Consider the following 17690-nt stretch of genomic DNA (forward strand, 5'->3'; position numbering starts at 1 on the left):
AAACTAAAAATGGAAAACCAACAAGAAGAAGGTTCTTTTAAGAAAAAGCTCGGCCTGTTCGATGGAACAATGCTCGTAATGGGTTCAATGATTGGAAGCGGTATTTTTATCGTAAGTGCTGATATTATGAGGAATTTAGGTTCTGGATATTGGCTAATTGTTGTTTGGGTAATAACAGCAGTAATGACAGTAGCAGCTGCTATTTCTTATGGCGAACTGTCGTCTATGTACCCTAAAGCCGGTGGGCAGTACACATACCTTAAAGAAATCTTTGGCAAAATGATGGGCTTTCTTTACGGTTGGGGCATGTTTACCGTAATTCAAACCGGTACTATTGCAGCCGTTGGCGTGGCTTTTGGGAAATTTACCGCTTATCTTATACCAGCGTTAAATGACGCTGCTCCAATTTTTCAGAGTGGAGGATATAAAATTACATGGATACAAATTCTGGCCATTGCGGTTATTTTACTACTAACCTATATTAATACGAAGGGCGTAAAAAGCGGAAAAATATTACAAAACATATTTACAGGATCTAAAATTATCGCTTTAATTGGCTTAATTATTTTGGGCTTTTTATTAGTGAAAAGTAGTTTTTGGAGTCAGAATATGTCTTTTGGCTGGGATGCCTTCAATAACCTCAAAACCGATACAAGTGGAAATTTCTTACAAGGTGGATGGGAATCGATTACAGGAATTACCATAATGGGGGGCATCGCGGCCGCAATGGTGGGCTCGGTTTTTTCTAGCGTAGCCTGGGAAAATGTAACTTTTATTTCAGGAGAGATGGATAATCCAAAGAAGAATGTGGTGCGCTCCATGGTGTTAGGAACTTCGGCGGTAATGATCCTTTATCTGTTGGTAAACTTCGTTTACTTAAACACCTTAAACAGAGATAGCATTGCTTTCGCCTTAAATGATAGGGTTGCAGTTGTAGCTTCAGAGCAAATTTTTGGAAGCGGTATCGGTACTATTGTAATTGCGGTGCTGGTAATGATATCAACCTTTGGTTGTATCAATGGCTTAGTGCTGGCGGGCTCAAGGGTTTTCCAAACCATGGCAAAAGATGGGATGTTTTTTAAAGCGGCTATCGCAAACAATAAAAACGGTGTTCCAGAAAAATCACTGTGGATGCAAGGGATTTGGGCTTCGGTGTTATGCTTAAGCGGACAATATGGTAACCTCTTGGATATGATCTCGTTTGTTATCGTATTATTTTATATGATTACTGTTTTTGGCGTAATCTACTTAAGGTTTAAACAACCTAATTTAGAAAGACCTTACAAAGCGTGGTTATATCCCGTAACGCCCGTTTTATATTTGTTAATTGGCTCCGCCTTCTGTATTTTATTGTTAATGTACAAACAGCAGTACACTTGGCCTGGTCTTATTATCGTTTTAATAGGCGTTCCGGTTTATTTGTTTATTAATAGAAAAAAGGATTTAACCGTTTAAACTAGTTTAGGTTTTCAGGCAGGTTGGCTCGTTTAAAGAGTCTAAATTACAACCTCGAAGGTTTTCAAAATCTTCGAGGTTTTTTTATAAGTTGGTTATTGCTTTAGCACAGAATCCGGATTTTAATAATTATCCTTTTAGAAAAGCAAAACTCCTGCACATCACATCCGAAAGCCCCGCTCTTTGCTGCAATCTTTATGTTTTGCATTCTAGCGGACTCGAACACCCATGCAATAAAAAGTATTTCCGCTACGATCGGGTTTAGACAACTCAGTTGGAGTCATTGAACAGGCATAGTTGCAAAAACAGTTAATAAGCAGATCTTTCCTTGTCCCTTGTTCGAAATCGCGGTATTACGAAGGCTGAAGACGGGCAGATTTCTCAAAATACTTTACGACAAAGCGATTAGCGAAAGTACACGACTTAACGAATAATAACTGCAATAAAGCGAATACCGAACGAAAGCGAACGAATTGTAAAAACCCAAATTTGTATGATATGTTTAGCCTATTTTTAGGTGTTTATCAATTAGTGAAACAGAAACAATGAACGCAATAAAATTAGCAAGCCTTACACTCCTTACTTTAATTTTTTTAAGCTGCAGTTCGCAAGACAAAGAAACCTATTGGAGAATCGACGACATTTATCGCGAAGACAAAAAACCATTTGTTGGCTTAACTGGTGCGTTCATGCAGGAGATTCTCGATCATGATTTTCATTTTATCAAAAAAAATGACAGCCTCTTTTTTGATATGCCTGATAAGTTTCAAGTCGATCTTAAAAACTTTAAAAGTCTTCGCCAACTACATATTACAAATAGAGACTATTACGAAATGTATGGCCATGATTTGGGTAGTAGTACATTTAAAATAAAATTTAAGGATAATGCCACGCTTTCCGATTCAAAAAATACCGTAATTGAATTTAAAAAGATTACTAAAGAAGAATACCTAAAAAATATTCGAGAGATTATTAACCATCAGAAAGCAATTGATCAAAAGATAAGTGCGCTGAAGAGCAGTTTAAAAAAGCAACCTGAAATAAAATTAAACCCTATTAAAAAAATGCCAACCAAAGTGGCGGAGTTAATGAATAATATGGGGGAGCAGATTTTCTTGAACATTCCAACAGAAATAGAATTAAGAGAATCTGGAGATTTAAAAAATGAAGTATTTGGAGATATAAAAATCGGTACGCTCAAAGACAAATCCATCATTTACGATATAGATCATAAGGAAAACGACTACGGATTAAAACAGTTAACGATATGGATTTCTTCAGATTCATCAGCATTTAGTATGGATAAATACCTGGCCGATAAACCCAACTTGCAACTTTTTAAACGAGATGGTAATGATGTTGTGGGGTACGAGGTTGGTTACGATGGAGAAAAAGACGAAGCGATCGTGCAGTCCTATTTTTGCTTAAAATATTATAAAGTAGAAAACTCGCATGTTTTTATCTATGCTGATGTTTCACGCTCACAAATGAAAAATGCCCCAAATTTAGAAGAGATGAACAAAATCTTAAATTTCAATTATTTAATCTCTGAAAATATTTCCTTAAAACAATAATGAATAGGAACGTTCTGTTTGCACTATTATATATAACAATATTTTTGTTTTCGGCTTGCGGAAAGCAAAATAAGTTAGAAAATTCTACATGGAAATTTTGTGGCGATAGCGGCTCGGTTTCGGATATTTTGATTTTCGATAAAACAAGTTTGTATGAAAGAAATGACAGTTTGTTTTTTGCAAAATCAGACTCGCTAATAGGTGTAGTAGATAAAATAGAGCGTTATTACGGAGAAAGGCGATTGTTTGTGAAAGATTTGAAAGGAAACGTTGGTAGATATTGCGAGCACTAGCTGGTTGTTTTGTAAGGGCTTTGCTCATTAAACCCGACAGACGCGGATACCGGCATTTGCGCTTAAGGCCTGCAGGAGTATGAGCAAATGGCGGGACTAACATTAATAGTAGCTGGGGTTTTGCTTTTCAAATAAATGGCAAACCATAAAAATCATTAAATCTTCAAAATAAAGCGCAACATCCTAAACTCCAATACTTATTTGTATTTTTGCCAGCAATGGGAACAGCAATAGATTCGGGGATTAAAGGGTACAGAAGTTACGGTATATATCTGCGTGAAAAATACAATGGACAACGTGTATTTAAAACGATTGTAGATGGTGGTTTTACCTGCCCTAATAGAGATGGAAGTAAAGGTTATGGTGGTTGTACTTATTGCAACGTAGATTCTTTTACGCCAGAGCCTTCTAGAAAATTGCCGACCATTAAAGAACAGTTAGACGAGGGCATGCGCAGGGCACGGACTTCGTACAAAGCCGATAAATTTATTGTTTATTTTCAGCCAAATACAAATACCTATGCGCCAACGCATTATTTGAAAATGATGTACGATGAAGCACTTTCGGTAAATACCGAAGATGTGGTAGGTTTTTCTGTGGGCACCAGACCAGATTGTATTGATGCGGAGAAAGTTGCGCTATTGGAAAGTTACACCGATAGGTATGATGTGGATTTGGAAATGGGAATGGAGTCTATCTACGATGAAACCTTGAATCAAATTAATAGAGGTTGTAGCCATGCTGAATTTGTAGAGGCGGTGCAACTTTTAGAAAACAGCAAATTGGATTTGTGCGTGCATACCATTTTCGGCTTTCCTTGGGAAACAAGGGAAATGATGCATGGCTATATTCATGAAATTAACCGTTTTCCGCAAATTAAATTTGTAAAATTCCATCACTTGCACATAGTGGAAGGATCTATAATGGGGGTGAAGTATAAAAAGAACCCGTTTCATCTGTTCACTTTAGAAGAATACACGGATTTGCTGTGCGAATTGATTCCGATGTTGCGACCTGATATCGTAATACAGCGTTTGTTTGGTATTTCTGACTGGGATTTGCTTATTGCGCCAAACTGGGGGCTAAATAAATCTGCTATTCAAACTTACATGGACAAGGAAATTGAACGCAGGGGCGTGGTGCAGGGTTCGGCTTATTTGCAAGTATAGCGTCAAAAGTCCTAGTCTCGAAGCGAAAGTTCTAAACTAAAGTCTTCCGTATAAAGTATAATGAGCAGTTTTTCTGTTTTTAGTGATGACTTATTAATAAGTTGGCTATGCAGTAAACAATAGTTCAATTAAGCAACGCAACAATAAAACAACTATCCAAAAAACTCCTTCACTTTTTCCTCTCTAAACTTAAATATCGATTTTATTTTTTTGCCTACCAGTAGTTTATGGGCAATGGTGCCAAGAAAGCCGAGCGGTAAGCCGTAGGTTAATATATCTGTCATTTCTACACCGCCATCAGTAGCCTTAAAGTGATGTTGATGGTGCCAAAAGCTAAATGGACCGAATCGTTGTTCGTCTATAAAATATTTACCTTCCTCAACTTGTGTAATTTCAGTCATCCAGTTTAATTTTATTCCAAATATTGGCGATACCTTATAGGTGATAATCATACCAGGATACATTTTAGTGTTCTTATCTAATTTCGAGGTAACTATAAACGCCATTTCATCGGGTGTAATTTCTTCCAAGTTTAATGGAGAAGAAAAAAAGTCCCATGCCTCAACTAATGATATTGGTAGATTTTGCTTGAATAGGAGCTGATATGATTTCATGGCATAATATACGAGTTTGTTTTGATATCAGTTTTTTAAGTAAATCTGAATGTTTTTGAGTTTGCTTAATGTTGTATTCTTGTGTTCTTGAGAAAATATCTGTAATCTTTATCTTATTTTCTTCTGTTTTTAATATTTTTTAGTTTAAAATTCGAAATTGACTGTGTTTTTCTAAGTTTTATTTATTTTTTTTATGTTTTATTGTTTCTAATTAAAGTTTTTACAGTGTTGTTTTTATAATTATTGAAAATAATTCATAGTTTTGGCGGATTATTTAGATAAAATAACATACAAAAGAAAATATGGCAAAAGTTTTATTCAAACAGTGGGGTCCATTTGCGGTTTTAATGACAGTTGCAATTACTGCATTATTTGTTCCTTTATCTGCTAACTTCGATAATGGAAACTATAATGCCGCCGATATCGCATTTATTTTAATTGCTACTGCGTTGGTATTCTTAATGACTCCAGGACTTGCGTTTTTTTATGGTGGTATGGTGCACCGTAAAAACGTATTATCAACAATGATCAAAAGTGTGGTTGCAGCTGGGGTAATTACTGTTTTATGGATTGTTGTAGGTTTCAGTTTAGCTTTTGGCGAAAGCTGGAACGGATTTATTGGCGATCCGAGAACATTTCTGTTTTTTCAAGGCGTAAACTCTGGTCCGGCTTGGGGCACTATTCCACTTTCCTTATTTGCGGTATTTCAATTAATGTTTGCCATTATTACGCCAGGTTTGGTGGTAGGTGCGGTGGCAGAACGTATAAAATTCACATCTTACATTTTGTTTATCGTGCTGTTTGCCATTTTTGTGTATTCTCCATTAGCCCACATGACTTGGTCGCCAGAAGGAATATTATTAAAAATGGGTGTAATAGATTTTGCTGGTGGTACAGTAGTTCATATTTCTGCGGGTATGGCCGCTTTGGCTGGTGCATTGGTATTAAAGCGAAGAAAATCTCACTTAGAGCATAAAGAAGTTCCGCCGGCTAACATCCCTTATGTATTAATTGGCACCGGTTTGTTATGGTTTGGTTGGTTTGGTTTTAACGCTGGTTCGGCCTTAGGTGCAAACAGTTTGGCAGTTTCGGCATTTTTAACTACAAATACTGCCGCAGGTGCTGCGGGTTTATCTTGGATGTTTTTTGATGTGGCGAGAGGTAAAAAGCCATCGGTTTTGGGCTTTTGCATAGGTGCGGTTGTAGGTTTGGTGGCTATTACACCAGGTGCGGGTTTTGTTAGTATTCCTTCTAGTATTTTTATTGGTGCCTTTGCAGCCGTAGTTTCTAATTTAGCTGTTTCTTGGAAACAAAAAACCAGTCTTGACGATACGTTGGACGTGTTTCCTTGTCACGGTGTTGGGGGCATAGTGGGTATGTTGTTAACGGGCGTCTTTTCCACTAAAACCGTAAACCCACTTGGAACCGACGGTTTGCTGTATGGTGGCACAGAATTTTTTATTAATCAATTAAAAGGAGCGGTGCTTGTAATCGTCTTTAGTTTTGTGGTTTCTTATTTAATCTTCAAACTCATCAATTTGTTCCAACCAATTCGCGTAACTGCAGAAGAGGAGGAAGAAGGACTAGATGCTTCGCAACATAATGAGAAATACTCTCAGGGCACACTGATAGTTGCAGGTCAGGAAGTAGAAAACAAATAAAAAAAAGCGGTTTAAGTTAACATTTAAACCGCTTTTTTTAAGCTTCCAGAAATAATCATGAGCACTCAGTGTACCATTTTATCTGCACAGGTGCTACTTGCAAAAGCTTCTGGTTTAGCTTTAAAAATAAAACCCATGCTTAAAATGTAACCCATTGCCTCATTAAGTGCTTTGTTGCTTTTAAACATTGGATTAGTATTGATATCTGCATGAACTTCCAGGTCAACATCATACAAATCCAGTAAATCGCAAATAGAATAAGCAGTTTCAATAGATTTTTGCACTTCTACAAGCATACGTTCTTTAATGCCCATTTTTAACGATGATCTTTCTTGGGCGATGTACATAAATCCGCCATGCTGCTCTCTAAGCAAAACAATTACGGTTGCAAAATCAGTTAGCGCTCCTTTTACTTGAGAATCTGTGCCTATGCACACTTTTAATTTGTAGCCATTTTCAGTTTCGCGAATAATTGCACGCTCTACTTCTTCTAAGATTGGCAAATGGATCAATTCGCCACTAAATTTCTTCCAAGTCATACGTAATGGTGTTAAGGTTAACAACCCGTAATCAGGTTTCCTAAAAATAAAAGCTAAACATTAAATAATAGTTAATTTGCGATTGTTTATTTGTCAACATTCTTTTGGTTATCAACAAGATACGATTATTTGTCTTAAAGTAATTCTTTTAAATCCTAGGTTTTATTTGGGCGCTTGAGCGGGCTTTCCGCTGTATTCCCGATGAAAGATCGGGAGATGCTGCTCCAATCCCTAGCGCAACACCTTACTTAAACCCGATAATAACGAACATCCTTTTAGTGTTATATGTCGAGTAGCGGCGTAAAAAATCTACAATACCAAATATAAAAACCACCTAAGGCACTTAATACACTTTAGATTTATTTCATCGCAATTTACTGTTGTTCGGTGGGTAATAACTTAAAATTTACTAATCATAACTTACAACTTCCAGCATTGCACTGCCAACTCAAAACTTATATCTACCTTTGCGCTATGACGCTACAGCCCATATTAGACAACTTAAAGATTGCTGCTTTAAATGAAATGCAGGAACAAACGTTAAAAGCCACAAAAAATGGCGATGATGTGGTTGTGCTTGCACCTACCGGATCTGGTAAAACGTTGGCCTTTTTGCTGCCTGTTTTAAATAATCTAAAGCCAAACATCAAAGGAGTTCAATGTTTAATTTTGGTGCCATCCAGAGAGTTGGCCTTGCAAATAGAGCAGGTTTTTAAACAAATGGGCACCGGTTTTAAAGTCAACTGCTGTTACGGCGGTCACCCGATAAAAACCGAAAGAAATAATTTGGAGCAACCGCCAGCTGTATTAATAGGTACACCCGGCCGAATTGCTTACCACCTCCGTCACGAAAATTTTGATGAATCTTTTGCCACTACTTTAGTACTTGACGAATTTGACAAAGCATTGGAATTCGGTTTTCAGGAAGACATGTCTTACATCATCAGAGCGCTACTTTCGGTAAAGCAACGTATTTTAACTTCGGCCACTCAAATGCCAGAGATACCTGATTTTACTGGTCTCAAAAATCAAAAAGAAATAAACTTTTTGCAGGATATAAAGGTTGCACCAGATTTGAAGCTCAAAAAAGTTCATACTACAGCCGAAGATAAATTATCAACTTTGTTTAAGCTGATTTGTAAGATTGGCAGTAAGACTACATTGATTTTTTGTAACCATAGAGAAACGGTTGATAGGATAAGCGATCTGTTGATAGACCAGGATTTGGCGCACGACATTTTTCATGGTGGAATGGAGCAAGATGAGCGTGAACGTGCCTTATTAAAATTTAGAAACGGTAGCATTAAAATTTTAATTACTACAGATTTAGCGGCCAGAGGATTGGATATACCAGAAGTGGAGTATATAATTCATTATCAATTACCTTACACAGAAGATGCGTTTTTACACCGCAACGGACGTACAGCTCGAATGAATGCTAAAGGTACTGCCTATTTGATTTTGGCCGATGAGGAGAAATATCCGTTTTTAAAGGAGAATATTGAGGTTGAGGAGTTGCAAGGAAAGTATCAACTGCCAAAAGATAGCGAATGGCAGACTTTGTATATTAGCGCAGGAAAAAAAGACAAGGTTAATAAAATTGATATTGTTGGTTTGCTACTTAAAAAAGGTGGTTTGCAAAAAGAAGATGTTGGTTTAATTGAGGTAAAAGACCAGGCATCGTACGTAGCCGTTAAGAGAAAACTTGCATCGCAGGTGATAAAAGCATTAGCCAACGAAAAAATAAAGAATAAAAAAGTTAAGATAGAAACGGCAATGTAGCTTGAGCTGAAAGGCGAAAGCATAAAGCTTGATTAGTCTAAATACTTTTTACTAACTACTAAATACTAAGAATGAGCAATAACGATATAATGAAAAAACTAAGGGTAGCACTATCCTTAAATAGCGATCAAATAATAGAAATCTGTAAACTAGTTGGCTTTACGGTAACTAAAAGCGAGTTGGGTGATATCTTTAGAAATGACGAACATCCCAACTTTAAAAAATGCGGCGACCAGATTTTACGTAATTTTTTAAATGGGCTGGTTATCTACAAACGCGGACCAAGAGAAGAGAAAAAATAAATTTGTCATTCAGAGCGAAGCGAAGAATCTATTTCAGGAATTAACAACAGATTTTTCGCTTCACTTATTACTGGAATTACGGTTTTGTATTAATTAATATTGTATCGATGTACTTTGTTAAGCAATTTTTCGATCTTTTCTAAAAGTATGTCCATCTTGAAAGGTTTAGACATAAAATCGTCTGGAGCACATTCCATGTCCTGAACTTCCTTAAGGTCGTACAAACCAGACATCATTAAAATAGGAATGTATTTGGTATCGTCGTGAGATTTTAATTGCGAACATACCACACGCCCGTCAATCTTGCCTAAAACAACATCCAATAAAATTAAATCGGGCTTAAATTCATCTATACTATCAAAAATAAGCTCCGCGTCGTTTAGCGGCTCTACATCGTAACCGCCAATTTCTAAAATCAGTTGAATGGTTTCTAAAACATCATCGTCATCGTCAACAACAAGTATCTTCTTCATAGGGCAAATATATAAGATTGTAATATAAATATATAACAATGGAAATTCATAACAGTTTATTTTAGTTTCAAAGTTATTTTTTAATATGTTCGGCCACTCGTAACAAGGCTTTGGGAATAAAATCAATTCAAATTTCGAGCGTAGGTTAAGTTTCGTACTTTTACAGCTTACAACCTGAATCACTATTGTTTGGTAGATTAATTTCCAAATTTATTTCATTCATATCCATAAAATGAAACACTACACCTTACAGCTTTTAGGTTTAATCCTGTTATGCCCAGTTCTATTAGTGCAGTTTTTTAGGTCTCAGACAGCATTTTTACAGCCTTACACGCCGTATTTAACCATTGCTGGCTTGTCCCTCTTGCTAGTTAGCTTTGTTTTGAGGATGAAGACTAACGGTTTTAAACAATACAATTTTAGGCTAGGATTTTTGCTGATTTTCTTTTTATTACTTGTATTGGGTTTAGTGCTCATCTACAAACTCACAACATAAATCAAAAAATAATTTAAATAAAGTTTCAATTATTTTTGAAAGTTTAAAAACATGTTGTACATTTGACTATGGATTTTAAGGAAGCAAGAGATAAATTTGTACAAACCTGGGGCGCATTAGGCTCTCAATGGGGTATAAACAAAACTATGGCTCAAATCCATGCATTTTTAATGGTTAGTTCTACCGCTGTTTCTATGGAAGAAGTTATGGAAGAGCTAAAAATCTCCAGAGGCAACGCAAGTATGAATTTGCGAGCGTTGATGGATTGGGGAATTGTTTACAAAGAATTTAAGGCAGGGGAGAGAAGAGAATTTTTTACCGCCGAAAAAGATTTAGACGAATTAGCTATTAAAATTGCCAAAGAACGAAGTAAACGAGAGATAAAGCCTGCGCTAAAAGTTTTAAAAGAGGTTTCTTCAATAAGTGACAATTCTTCTGCGGAGGCAAAACACTTTAAAGAACAGACTACAAAATTGTATGATTTCGTAGCAAAAACAGATACGATGATTGATAAAGTAACAGAATACAAAGACAATTGGCTAACGAAGTTGATTGTAAAAATGATGAAGTAAAAAAATTTAATTATAAGTTTCAATAATTTCTGAAAGTTTAAAATACAAGGTTATGAATTACAATTTAATCGGTTATGGCGTCTTCACTTTAATTATTGTATTTATCATCGTGGTAGTGGGCAAAATCTGTTATAAAAACGGAAATATTTTCGTGGCATCGCTTATTCCAGATCATTTAGCGCTTTGCCAACAGATTAATAAAACCTTATTGGTGGGCTATTATTTAGTAAACATCGGCTATGCTTCAATGACTTTGGCCAGCTGGGAGCATATCATTTCCTTAGCTCGTTTGGTAGAGGTTATCGCCTTTAAAACAGCAGTTATCGTGTGTATTCTTTCTGTTTTGCACTATTTAAACATTTTCATCTTAACAACAAGCATTCAAAAATTAATAAAAACCACATAAAATCTAGAAATCATGGAAGCAACAACAAAAATTTTAATCGGTTACGCAGTTTATGTTCCAATAGCTTTAGGCTTAACTTTTTACGTGTCTCGCACACTTTTCAAAAACAGTAAAATTTATATGCTCGATATTTTTAAAGGCAGAAATGAAATCGCGATAGCAACCAATAAATTATTCGAAACAGGCTTTTATTTGCTAAATTTGGGGTTTGCATTAATGATTTTAAAATTGAACCCTTACATTACAACTTATCAAAGTTTGGTAGAAGCGTTGAGCTATAAAATCGGTGGATTTGCCATATATTTAGGTATCATGTTATTCATAAATCTCTACTTCTTTTTTAGAGGGAAAAGAAAAGCCAACCAAGGACCAAGACCTTTACCTACGCCACCAACATTTGTAGGGCAGTAACTTCTAGGTCGTCACCCTGTCCCGTCACCCTGAATTTAGTTCAGGGTCTGAAATGCAAAACATGCTGAAATAAATTCAGCATGACGAATTGAGTAAGAAATTGAATTTTGAAAAACAATGGCAGTGTTTCATGGCAACTTTAGTCCCGCTTTCCGTTACAATCTTTTTTGTTTTCAAACCTCGTGGGTTTTTTTAAACGTACGAGGTTTGCAAAAAAGTATTTTCACTGCAATACGGGTTTATGATACAACGGCAAGTTTAAACAAAACAAAAATGGAAAAGAAAATAGTAATTGCAGGTGGTACAGGCTTTATCGGTAAATACCTTGCCGAAAAGTTTAAGACGTTAGGTTATCAAGTTATTATCATCTCACGAAATAGAGCCCACATTCAGTGGGATGATAAAGACAGAATTGAAAGTGCGCTAAATTGTGCTGAAATGCTCATTAACTTAGCTGGAAAGTCTGTTAATTGTAGGTACAACCAAAAAAACAAAGACGAGATTTTAAGTTCTAGAATAATAACCACCAAAATTTTAGGCGATGCAATTCTAAACTGCGAAAATCCGCCAGCGCTCTGGATTAATTCTAGTACAGCCACCATTTATAGGCACGCTATGGATGAGCCGATGACGGAGAAAGAAGGCGAAATTGGGACTGGTTTTTCTGTTGATGTAGCTACCAATTGGGAAAAAGCTTTTTTCGATTTTCAGTTACCAAAAACAAGACAAATCGCTTTGCGAATGGCCATAATTTTAGGTAAAGGTGGTGGTGTAATGAAACCTTTTGTTAATCTGGTGCGTTTTGGTTTAGGTGGTAAGCAAGGTAGTGGAAAACAAATGTTCAGTTGGTTGCATGTAGAAGATTTATTCAACATCATTCTGTTTTTGCAACAGGAAAAAGAGTTAAGTGGAGTTTTTAACTGCTCTGCACCAAATCCGGTTGATAATGCTACTTTGATGAAATCGCTACGCAAAATTATGAAAGTAAGTATTGGTTTGCCATCGCCAGAATGGATGTTAAAAATGGGAGCGGTGTTAATTGGTACAGAGACAGAACTCATTTTAAAAAGCCGGTGGGTTTTACCCGACAAGCTAGAAAATGCAGGTTATCAGTTTAAGTTTCCAACTATTAATGAAGCTTTAGAGGATATTTTAGGTTAAAAAATCGATTGTTATGCTGAGCTTGTTGAAGCATCTAACAAAGGTCTTCGACAGGCTCAGAATGACATGACTACAAAAAAAAAGCTTTGACAAAGTTCTTCGCAATCTGCTAAAACTTTGTCAAAGCTATATTTGGAATACAAACAGAAAATAGACCGTCGTTTCGAACGAGATTTTTCATCGAGGAGAGCTCTAATTATTAGGACTAATACAGCCTCTGCATATCCTCAATACAGATTTCTCGTCGCTTTACTCACTCGAAATGAAGGTAAACTATTACACTATTTTCTTGTACTTAATTCTCTTAGGTCCCACATCACCTAATCTTTTCTTGCGGTTTTCTTCGTAATCAGAATAGTTACCTTCGAAAGAGTAAACTTCAGAGTTACCCTCAAAAGCTAAAATGTGTGTACAAATTCTATCTAAAAACCACCTATCGTGACTAATCACCACTGCACAGCCACCAAAGTTTTCTAAAGCTTCTTCCAAAGCACGTAAGGTATTTACGTCGATATCATTCGTAGGCTCATCCAGTAACAAAACGTTGGCGCCTTCTTTTAAAGTTATGGCTAAGTGAACACGATTACGCTCACCACCAGAAAGCACACCAACTTTCTTCTGCTGATCGCCACCGTTAAAGTTAAATTTAGAAACGTAGGCTCTTGAGTTTACCTGTTTGTTGCCTAAAAGCATATTATCTAAACCATCGGTAATGTTTTCGTAAACTGTTTTTTCAGGATCTAAATCATTGTGCATTTGATCTACATAACCCAGTTTTACCGTTTCACCAACTCTAAAAGTTCCTTTATCTGGCGTTTCTTGCCCAGTAATTAAACGGAATAGAGTAGTTTTACCCGCACCGTTTGGCCCAATAATACCAACAATTCCGGCAGGAGGTAAAGAGAAGTTTAAGTTCTCGAATAAAATTTTGTCGCCGTAAGCTTTGGTTACGCCAGTAGCTTCGATAACTACATTACCTAAACGCGGTCCAGCCGGAATAAATAATTCCAATTTATCTTCACGCTCTTTTCCATCTTCAGAAGCCAATTTATCGTAATTGGCCAAACGAGCTTTAGATTTTGCATGACGAGCTTTCGGTGCCATACGTACCCACTCCAACTCACGCTCTAACGCTTTCTGGCGCTTGCCTTCCGTTTTATCCTCTTGTGCTAAACGTTTCGCTTTTTGGTCTAACCAAGTAGAGTAATTTCCTTTCCAAGGAATACCTTCGCCTCTGTCTAATTCTAAAATCCAACCTGCAACATTATCTAAGAAATACCTATCGTGGGTAACCGCGATAACCGTTCCTTTATAGTTTTGTAAAAACTGCTCTAACCAATCGATACTCTCTGCATCCAAGTGGTTGGTAGGTTCATCTAACAATAAAACATCTGGCTCTTGAAGCAATAAACGGCACAATGCAACCCTACGGCGTTCACCTCCAGAAAGTACACCGATCAAAGTATCAGGATCTGCACAACGCAAAGCATCCATCGCTCTTTCTAATTTGGTGTCTAATTCCCAAGCATTAACAGCATCAATTTTATCTTGCAACTCACCTTGGCGAGCCATCAATTTATCCATTTTATCCGGGTCAGAATAATTTTCTTCTAAACCGAAAGCTTCGTTAACTTCTTCGTATTCCTTAAGAATAGCGGTAACCTCTGCAACCCCTTCTTCTACAACTTCACGAACGGTTTTAGTTTCATCTAAAATTGGCTCTTGTGCTAAATAACCAACGCTATAACCTGCATTAAAAACTACTTCGCCTTGAAAAGATTTATCTAAACCAGCAATAATTTTTAATAAAGATGATTTACCTGAACCGTTTAAACCAACAACGCCGATTTTAGCCCCGTAAAAAAATGATAGGTAGATATTTTTTAAAACTTGTTTCTGTGGTGGATAGATTTTACTCACTCCAGCCATTGAAAAAATTATTTTTTCGTCTGACATAATAATTAGTATTTGTGCAAAGATGCTGAAAAGGAAAGAGAGTTGAAAGTTTAAGGTTAAAAGTTGGGAAGAATTAAATTTTCAATTATTGGGGCGCTCGAGCGGGCTTTCCGCTGTATCCCCGATGAAAAATCGGGGGATGCCGCTTCAATCCCTAGCGCAGCATGTTGATTAAGGAACCCTGCAACTTAAGTTAGTTGCAGAATATTTTCATTCTAAACCTGATAGCAACGTAAATCTCCCGATTTTTCATCGGGAATTGTAGTGTATAGCAGGGCTGAATTATCCGATATTATACAGTTAGCTTTTCAAAAAAAAAACTGCATTAGGCTGTATAAAAATAAAGTTTATTCATCCATTCTTTCCATAAATATTGCGCTTTTACCTGCAGGTTTTCTGATGCCATCTCAAACTCTGTTCTCGTATCAGATCCATTAACGTTATAGTTGGTATAAAAACATATATAAAAAGCGTTTCGATGGGTTAGTTTTTTGGTTAAACCTAAAAAACCACTTACCATTTCCTGCCACTCTACAAGCTCGTATCTTATGCCTAAATCTTCATCTTTTAAATAGATGTAAAAAAAAGAATCGTAGATTTCGTCGATAGTATCTCTTTTTTCTCTAAGCTCAAAACTGATGTACATATTTTTCTCTACCCAAGCAGAAGATGCTGGCATTTTGCTATTGGTTACCAAAGCTAAAAGCGTTTTCAAGTACTTGATATTTTCTTCTTTCGCTTTTAGAGGATATTCGAATAAGCGGCTCGGGATAGTTTTATAAAGTGATACAATTTTCTCGTCGAAGTTTTCTCCTGCATCTATAATGTTTAAATTGGTTTTTGCATCGTTTACTAAGTCCTTTATGTAATGTAATTCTGAAGTTGCAAAATTAGTTGTAATTAGTTTGAAATACCTTTGCGCTTCAGTTTTGTCGTTTAGACCAAGATATGCTTTTGCCAAAAAGTAGTAATTAAAACCATCTGCTTTTTCGGGTTGCATCTTTTTGTAAACCGGATTATCAAACAAATCATTTACATAGCTAATGCTTTGGTTATGCATGCCTCTAGCTAATAAAAAGTTAAAATAAACTATTGCAACCTCCAAAACAAAGCTTACTATAGTTTTATTTTCATCGCCACTTTCTTCAAATTTGTTTACAGTTTTAAGGTAAACCTCTTTAGCATCTTCATATTTTTCTAGTTTTCTGTAAGCTGTAATGAGGTAGAACATAGTTTGGTACCATTTTTCTATTGCAACTACCTCGTGAAAGTAATCGAATTTAGCAATTACCTCTAAAGCGAATTTCTCTAAATTTTCGCCATTTTCATTTCGCCAAGAAATTTCCATTCCGTTATCTAGATTTTCCCAAAATGGAGAAATTTGATAGCCTTGCCAATGCGCATCTGAAGCGAATTTACATTCGTGATTAAGGTAATTGTTATGCTGATACCAAGAAACCTGTTTAATTATGATGCCTAAATTATTGCAAAGCATAGCGAACGTATGCGGTTCGTTATTTATAGTTAAGCCAACTTTTTTACTAAAATAATCGTCGAATACCTGGTAGCCATGTAAGCCATATTTTTTAGCTGTTTCATAATACATTTGCGCCGAAAAATGATCGTCTCTGTCTTGCGCATTATTGCCTTTTTCTAAATACGTTGTCAAGATATGATAACTATCTGCACCGTTTGTGTGGATGGCAAAGTCGATGCTTCTCAAATCAATATTTAAAGCTTCGGCTACATCATAATAACGTTCTATCGATAAATTGTCGACAGATTTAGTTATTTCGTAATATTTCGTTAAGTTTTCGAAAGCTTTTTTTGCGTTTTTATCAAAGTACAAGTAGTTGTTGCCCAGCATTCGCCAAGCTGTAGCATTAGTAGGGTTGGTTTCTGTTTCTTTAATAATAACAGGAAGGTATTTGGCAACAAATTCTTGTCGGTTTTTGTAGCCAAACTCTACAGGAATGTCAAATGCTGTTGGATAAAACAAACTGAATAATTCCCAATGTTTGCCTAGTTTCCCATCGGTAAATAGCGTTTCTATTTCTTTTGCATATACTTTAGATTGTATGGGTTCGGCTAGCTCAAAATGTTCGGCAAGCAGTTTTGCAGCTTCGTCAAATCTTTCATGTTCTAACAAAAGTAAACCGCCGTCGTAATTTCTAGCTAGTATTTTTGGTGCGTAATTAAATGATTTTAGGTAGTAATCAATAGCTTGATTTTCTTCGCCTTTTGCCTTGTAAATATGAGCTAGTCTATGGTAGGTGTCGCCAAACACCTGATCTTGTAATGAGCGATCGTCTTTAATATTTGCAACATCTATTAATTTATTTTGTAAAGTCTCAATCGCAAGTTCTGTTAACGAAAGCTTTTCTTCGTAGATGTAAACTAACCAATCGTAAGCTTTTAATTTGCTAGTTGTATCAGATGATGTGTTTATGATCAAGTTGCAATCTTCTTGTATAGATGAGGTATTCTCATAAATAGGCGTGCCGTTAATTTGTACTTTCCATAATAATGCTATAGCATGAGTTGGCTCTATTTTTAGAATAGATTGCACAATCGCTAAAATGTTTTCGCAAGTATTTTTATTCGTAATTTCAGATAGAAGGTTATTATCGTTAGAAAAATCTAGTGTATGATATAGTACAACTATCTGATCGAGTTCGTTAGCAAATTTATCCATGCATGTTAGTATAGGTGATGCAAAAGAGTAAATTAAAAATTAATTACAAAATTTTTAGCTTATAAAGTTATACTGGTTTACTAATGTTAAATGAGGATCGCGACAATTGGTTTTATTACATGTTTTTTTAT

At 36.0% G+C, this 17690-nt stretch carries 16 protein-coding genes; 11 read left to right on the top strand and 5 right to left on the bottom strand.

Annotated elements, in window-relative coordinates:
• Nucleotides 1-9 precede the first annotated feature (9 nt).
• The 4 genes from DUT69_RS06970 to DUT69_RS06985 all read left to right on the top strand — a co-directional run bounded on the left by DUT69_RS06970 (nucleotide 10) and on the right by DUT69_RS06985 (nucleotide 4491).
• Nucleotides 10-1455: an APC family permease gene (locus DUT69_RS06970; protein WP_113652364.1), complete on the top strand. Its 1446-nt coding sequence runs from the start codon at nucleotides 10-12 to the stop codon at nucleotides 1453-1455.
• Between the two features lie 545 nt (nucleotides 1456-2000).
• The gene (locus DUT69_RS06975; RefSeq protein WP_113652365.1) at nucleotides 2001-3029 is read left to right on the top strand and encodes a hypothetical protein; all 1029 of its coding nucleotides are present in this window, start codon (nucleotides 2001-2003) and stop codon (nucleotides 3027-3029) included.
• Nucleotides 3029-3322: a hypothetical protein gene (locus DUT69_RS06980; protein ID WP_162796208.1), complete on the top strand. Its 294-nt coding sequence runs from the start codon at nucleotides 3029-3031 to the stop codon at nucleotides 3320-3322. The genes DUT69_RS06975 and DUT69_RS06980 overlap by 1 nt, the downstream gene beginning before the upstream one ends.
• A gap of 218 nt (nucleotides 3323-3540) precedes the next feature.
• Entirely contained in the window at nucleotides 3541-4491 is a 951-nt protein-coding gene (locus DUT69_RS06985) for a TIGR01212 family radical SAM protein (protein WP_113652367.1), read from the top strand.
• A gap of 152 nt (nucleotides 4492-4643) precedes the next feature.
• Here DUT69_RS06985 and DUT69_RS06990 read toward each other — a convergent pair whose 3' ends face one another.
• Nucleotides 4644-5105 (bottom strand): SRPBCC family protein, encoded by a 462-nt coding sequence (locus DUT69_RS06990; protein WP_113652368.1) that lies wholly within the window; start codon nucleotides 5103-5105, stop codon nucleotides 4644-4646.
• A gap of 302 nt (nucleotides 5106-5407) precedes the next feature.
• Between DUT69_RS06990 and DUT69_RS06995 the strand changes: the two genes are divergently transcribed.
• Complete coding sequence (locus tag DUT69_RS06995; RefSeq protein ID WP_113652369.1) at nucleotides 5408-6766, top strand: ammonium transporter; 1359 nt, start codon at nucleotides 5408-5410, stop codon at nucleotides 6764-6766.
• A 65-nt stretch (nucleotides 6767-6831) separates the two neighbouring features.
• Here the strand turns inward: DUT69_RS06995 and DUT69_RS07000 are convergent, their stop codons facing one another.
• Nucleotides 6832-7305 (bottom strand): ribonuclease H-like YkuK family protein, encoded by a 474-nt coding sequence (locus DUT69_RS07000; RefSeq protein ID WP_113652370.1) that lies wholly within the window; start codon nucleotides 7303-7305, stop codon nucleotides 6832-6834.
• A 474-nt stretch (nucleotides 7306-7779) separates the two neighbouring features.
• Between DUT69_RS07000 and DUT69_RS07005 the strand changes: the two genes are divergently transcribed.
• Both DUT69_RS07005 and DUT69_RS07010 read left to right on the top strand, forming a co-directional pair.
• Entirely contained in the window at nucleotides 7780-9087 is a 1308-nt protein-coding gene (locus DUT69_RS07005; RefSeq protein ID WP_113652371.1) for a DEAD/DEAH box helicase, read from the top strand.
• Nucleotides 9088-9158: 71 nt separating this feature from the next.
• Nucleotides 9159-9389, top strand: a complete 231-nt coding sequence (locus DUT69_RS07010; protein WP_113652372.1) for a DUF1456 family protein — start codon at nucleotides 9159-9161, stop codon at nucleotides 9387-9389.
• A gap of 89 nt (nucleotides 9390-9478) precedes the next feature.
• Here the strand turns inward: DUT69_RS07010 and DUT69_RS07015 are convergent, their stop codons facing one another.
• Nucleotides 9479-9862, bottom strand: a complete 384-nt coding sequence (locus DUT69_RS07015) for a response regulator (protein ID WP_113652373.1) — start codon at nucleotides 9860-9862, stop codon at nucleotides 9479-9481.
• Nucleotides 9863-10426: 564 nt separating this feature from the next.
• Between DUT69_RS07015 and DUT69_RS07020 the strand changes: the two genes are divergently transcribed.
• The 4 genes from DUT69_RS07020 (at nucleotide 10427) to DUT69_RS07035 (ending at nucleotide 12908) form a co-directional block, all read left to right on the top strand.
• Nucleotides 10427-10930: a GbsR/MarR family transcriptional regulator gene (locus DUT69_RS07020; protein WP_113652374.1), complete on the top strand. Its 504-nt coding sequence runs from the start codon at nucleotides 10427-10429 to the stop codon at nucleotides 10928-10930.
• A 52-nt stretch (nucleotides 10931-10982) separates the two neighbouring features.
• Complete coding sequence (locus DUT69_RS07025) at nucleotides 10983-11336, top strand: hypothetical protein (RefSeq protein ID WP_113652375.1); 354 nt, start codon at nucleotides 10983-10985, stop codon at nucleotides 11334-11336.
• A gap of 12 nt (nucleotides 11337-11348) precedes the next feature.
• The gene (locus DUT69_RS07030) at nucleotides 11349-11747 is read left to right on the top strand and encodes a hypothetical protein (RefSeq protein WP_113652376.1); all 399 of its coding nucleotides are present in this window, start codon (nucleotides 11349-11351) and stop codon (nucleotides 11745-11747) included.
• Between the two features lie 273 nt (nucleotides 11748-12020).
• Entirely contained in the window at nucleotides 12021-12908 is an 888-nt protein-coding gene (locus DUT69_RS07035; RefSeq protein WP_113652553.1) for a TIGR01777 family oxidoreductase, read from the top strand.
• Nucleotides 12909-13184: 276 nt separating this feature from the next.
• Here DUT69_RS07035 and ettA read toward each other — a convergent pair whose 3' ends face one another.
• Nucleotides 13185-14864, bottom strand: coding sequence for an energy-dependent translational throttle protein EttA (ettA, locus tag DUT69_RS07040; protein ID WP_113652377.1), 1680 nt, complete (start codon nucleotides 14862-14864; stop codon nucleotides 13185-13187).
• A 325-nt stretch (nucleotides 14865-15189) separates the two neighbouring features.
• Nucleotides 15190-17559 carry a tetratricopeptide repeat protein gene (locus DUT69_RS07045; protein ID WP_113652378.1) on the bottom strand — a complete coding sequence of 790 codons (2370 nt, stop codon included), beginning with the start codon at nucleotides 17557-17559 and terminating at the stop codon, nucleotides 15190-15192.
• Between the last annotated feature and the right edge of the window lie 131 nt (nucleotides 17560-17690).

The sequence above is a fragment of the Pedobacter namyangjuensis genome (assembly GCF_003313325.1).
Lineage (GTDB): Bacteria > Bacteroidota > Bacteroidia > Sphingobacteriales > Sphingobacteriaceae > Pedobacter > Pedobacter namyangjuensis.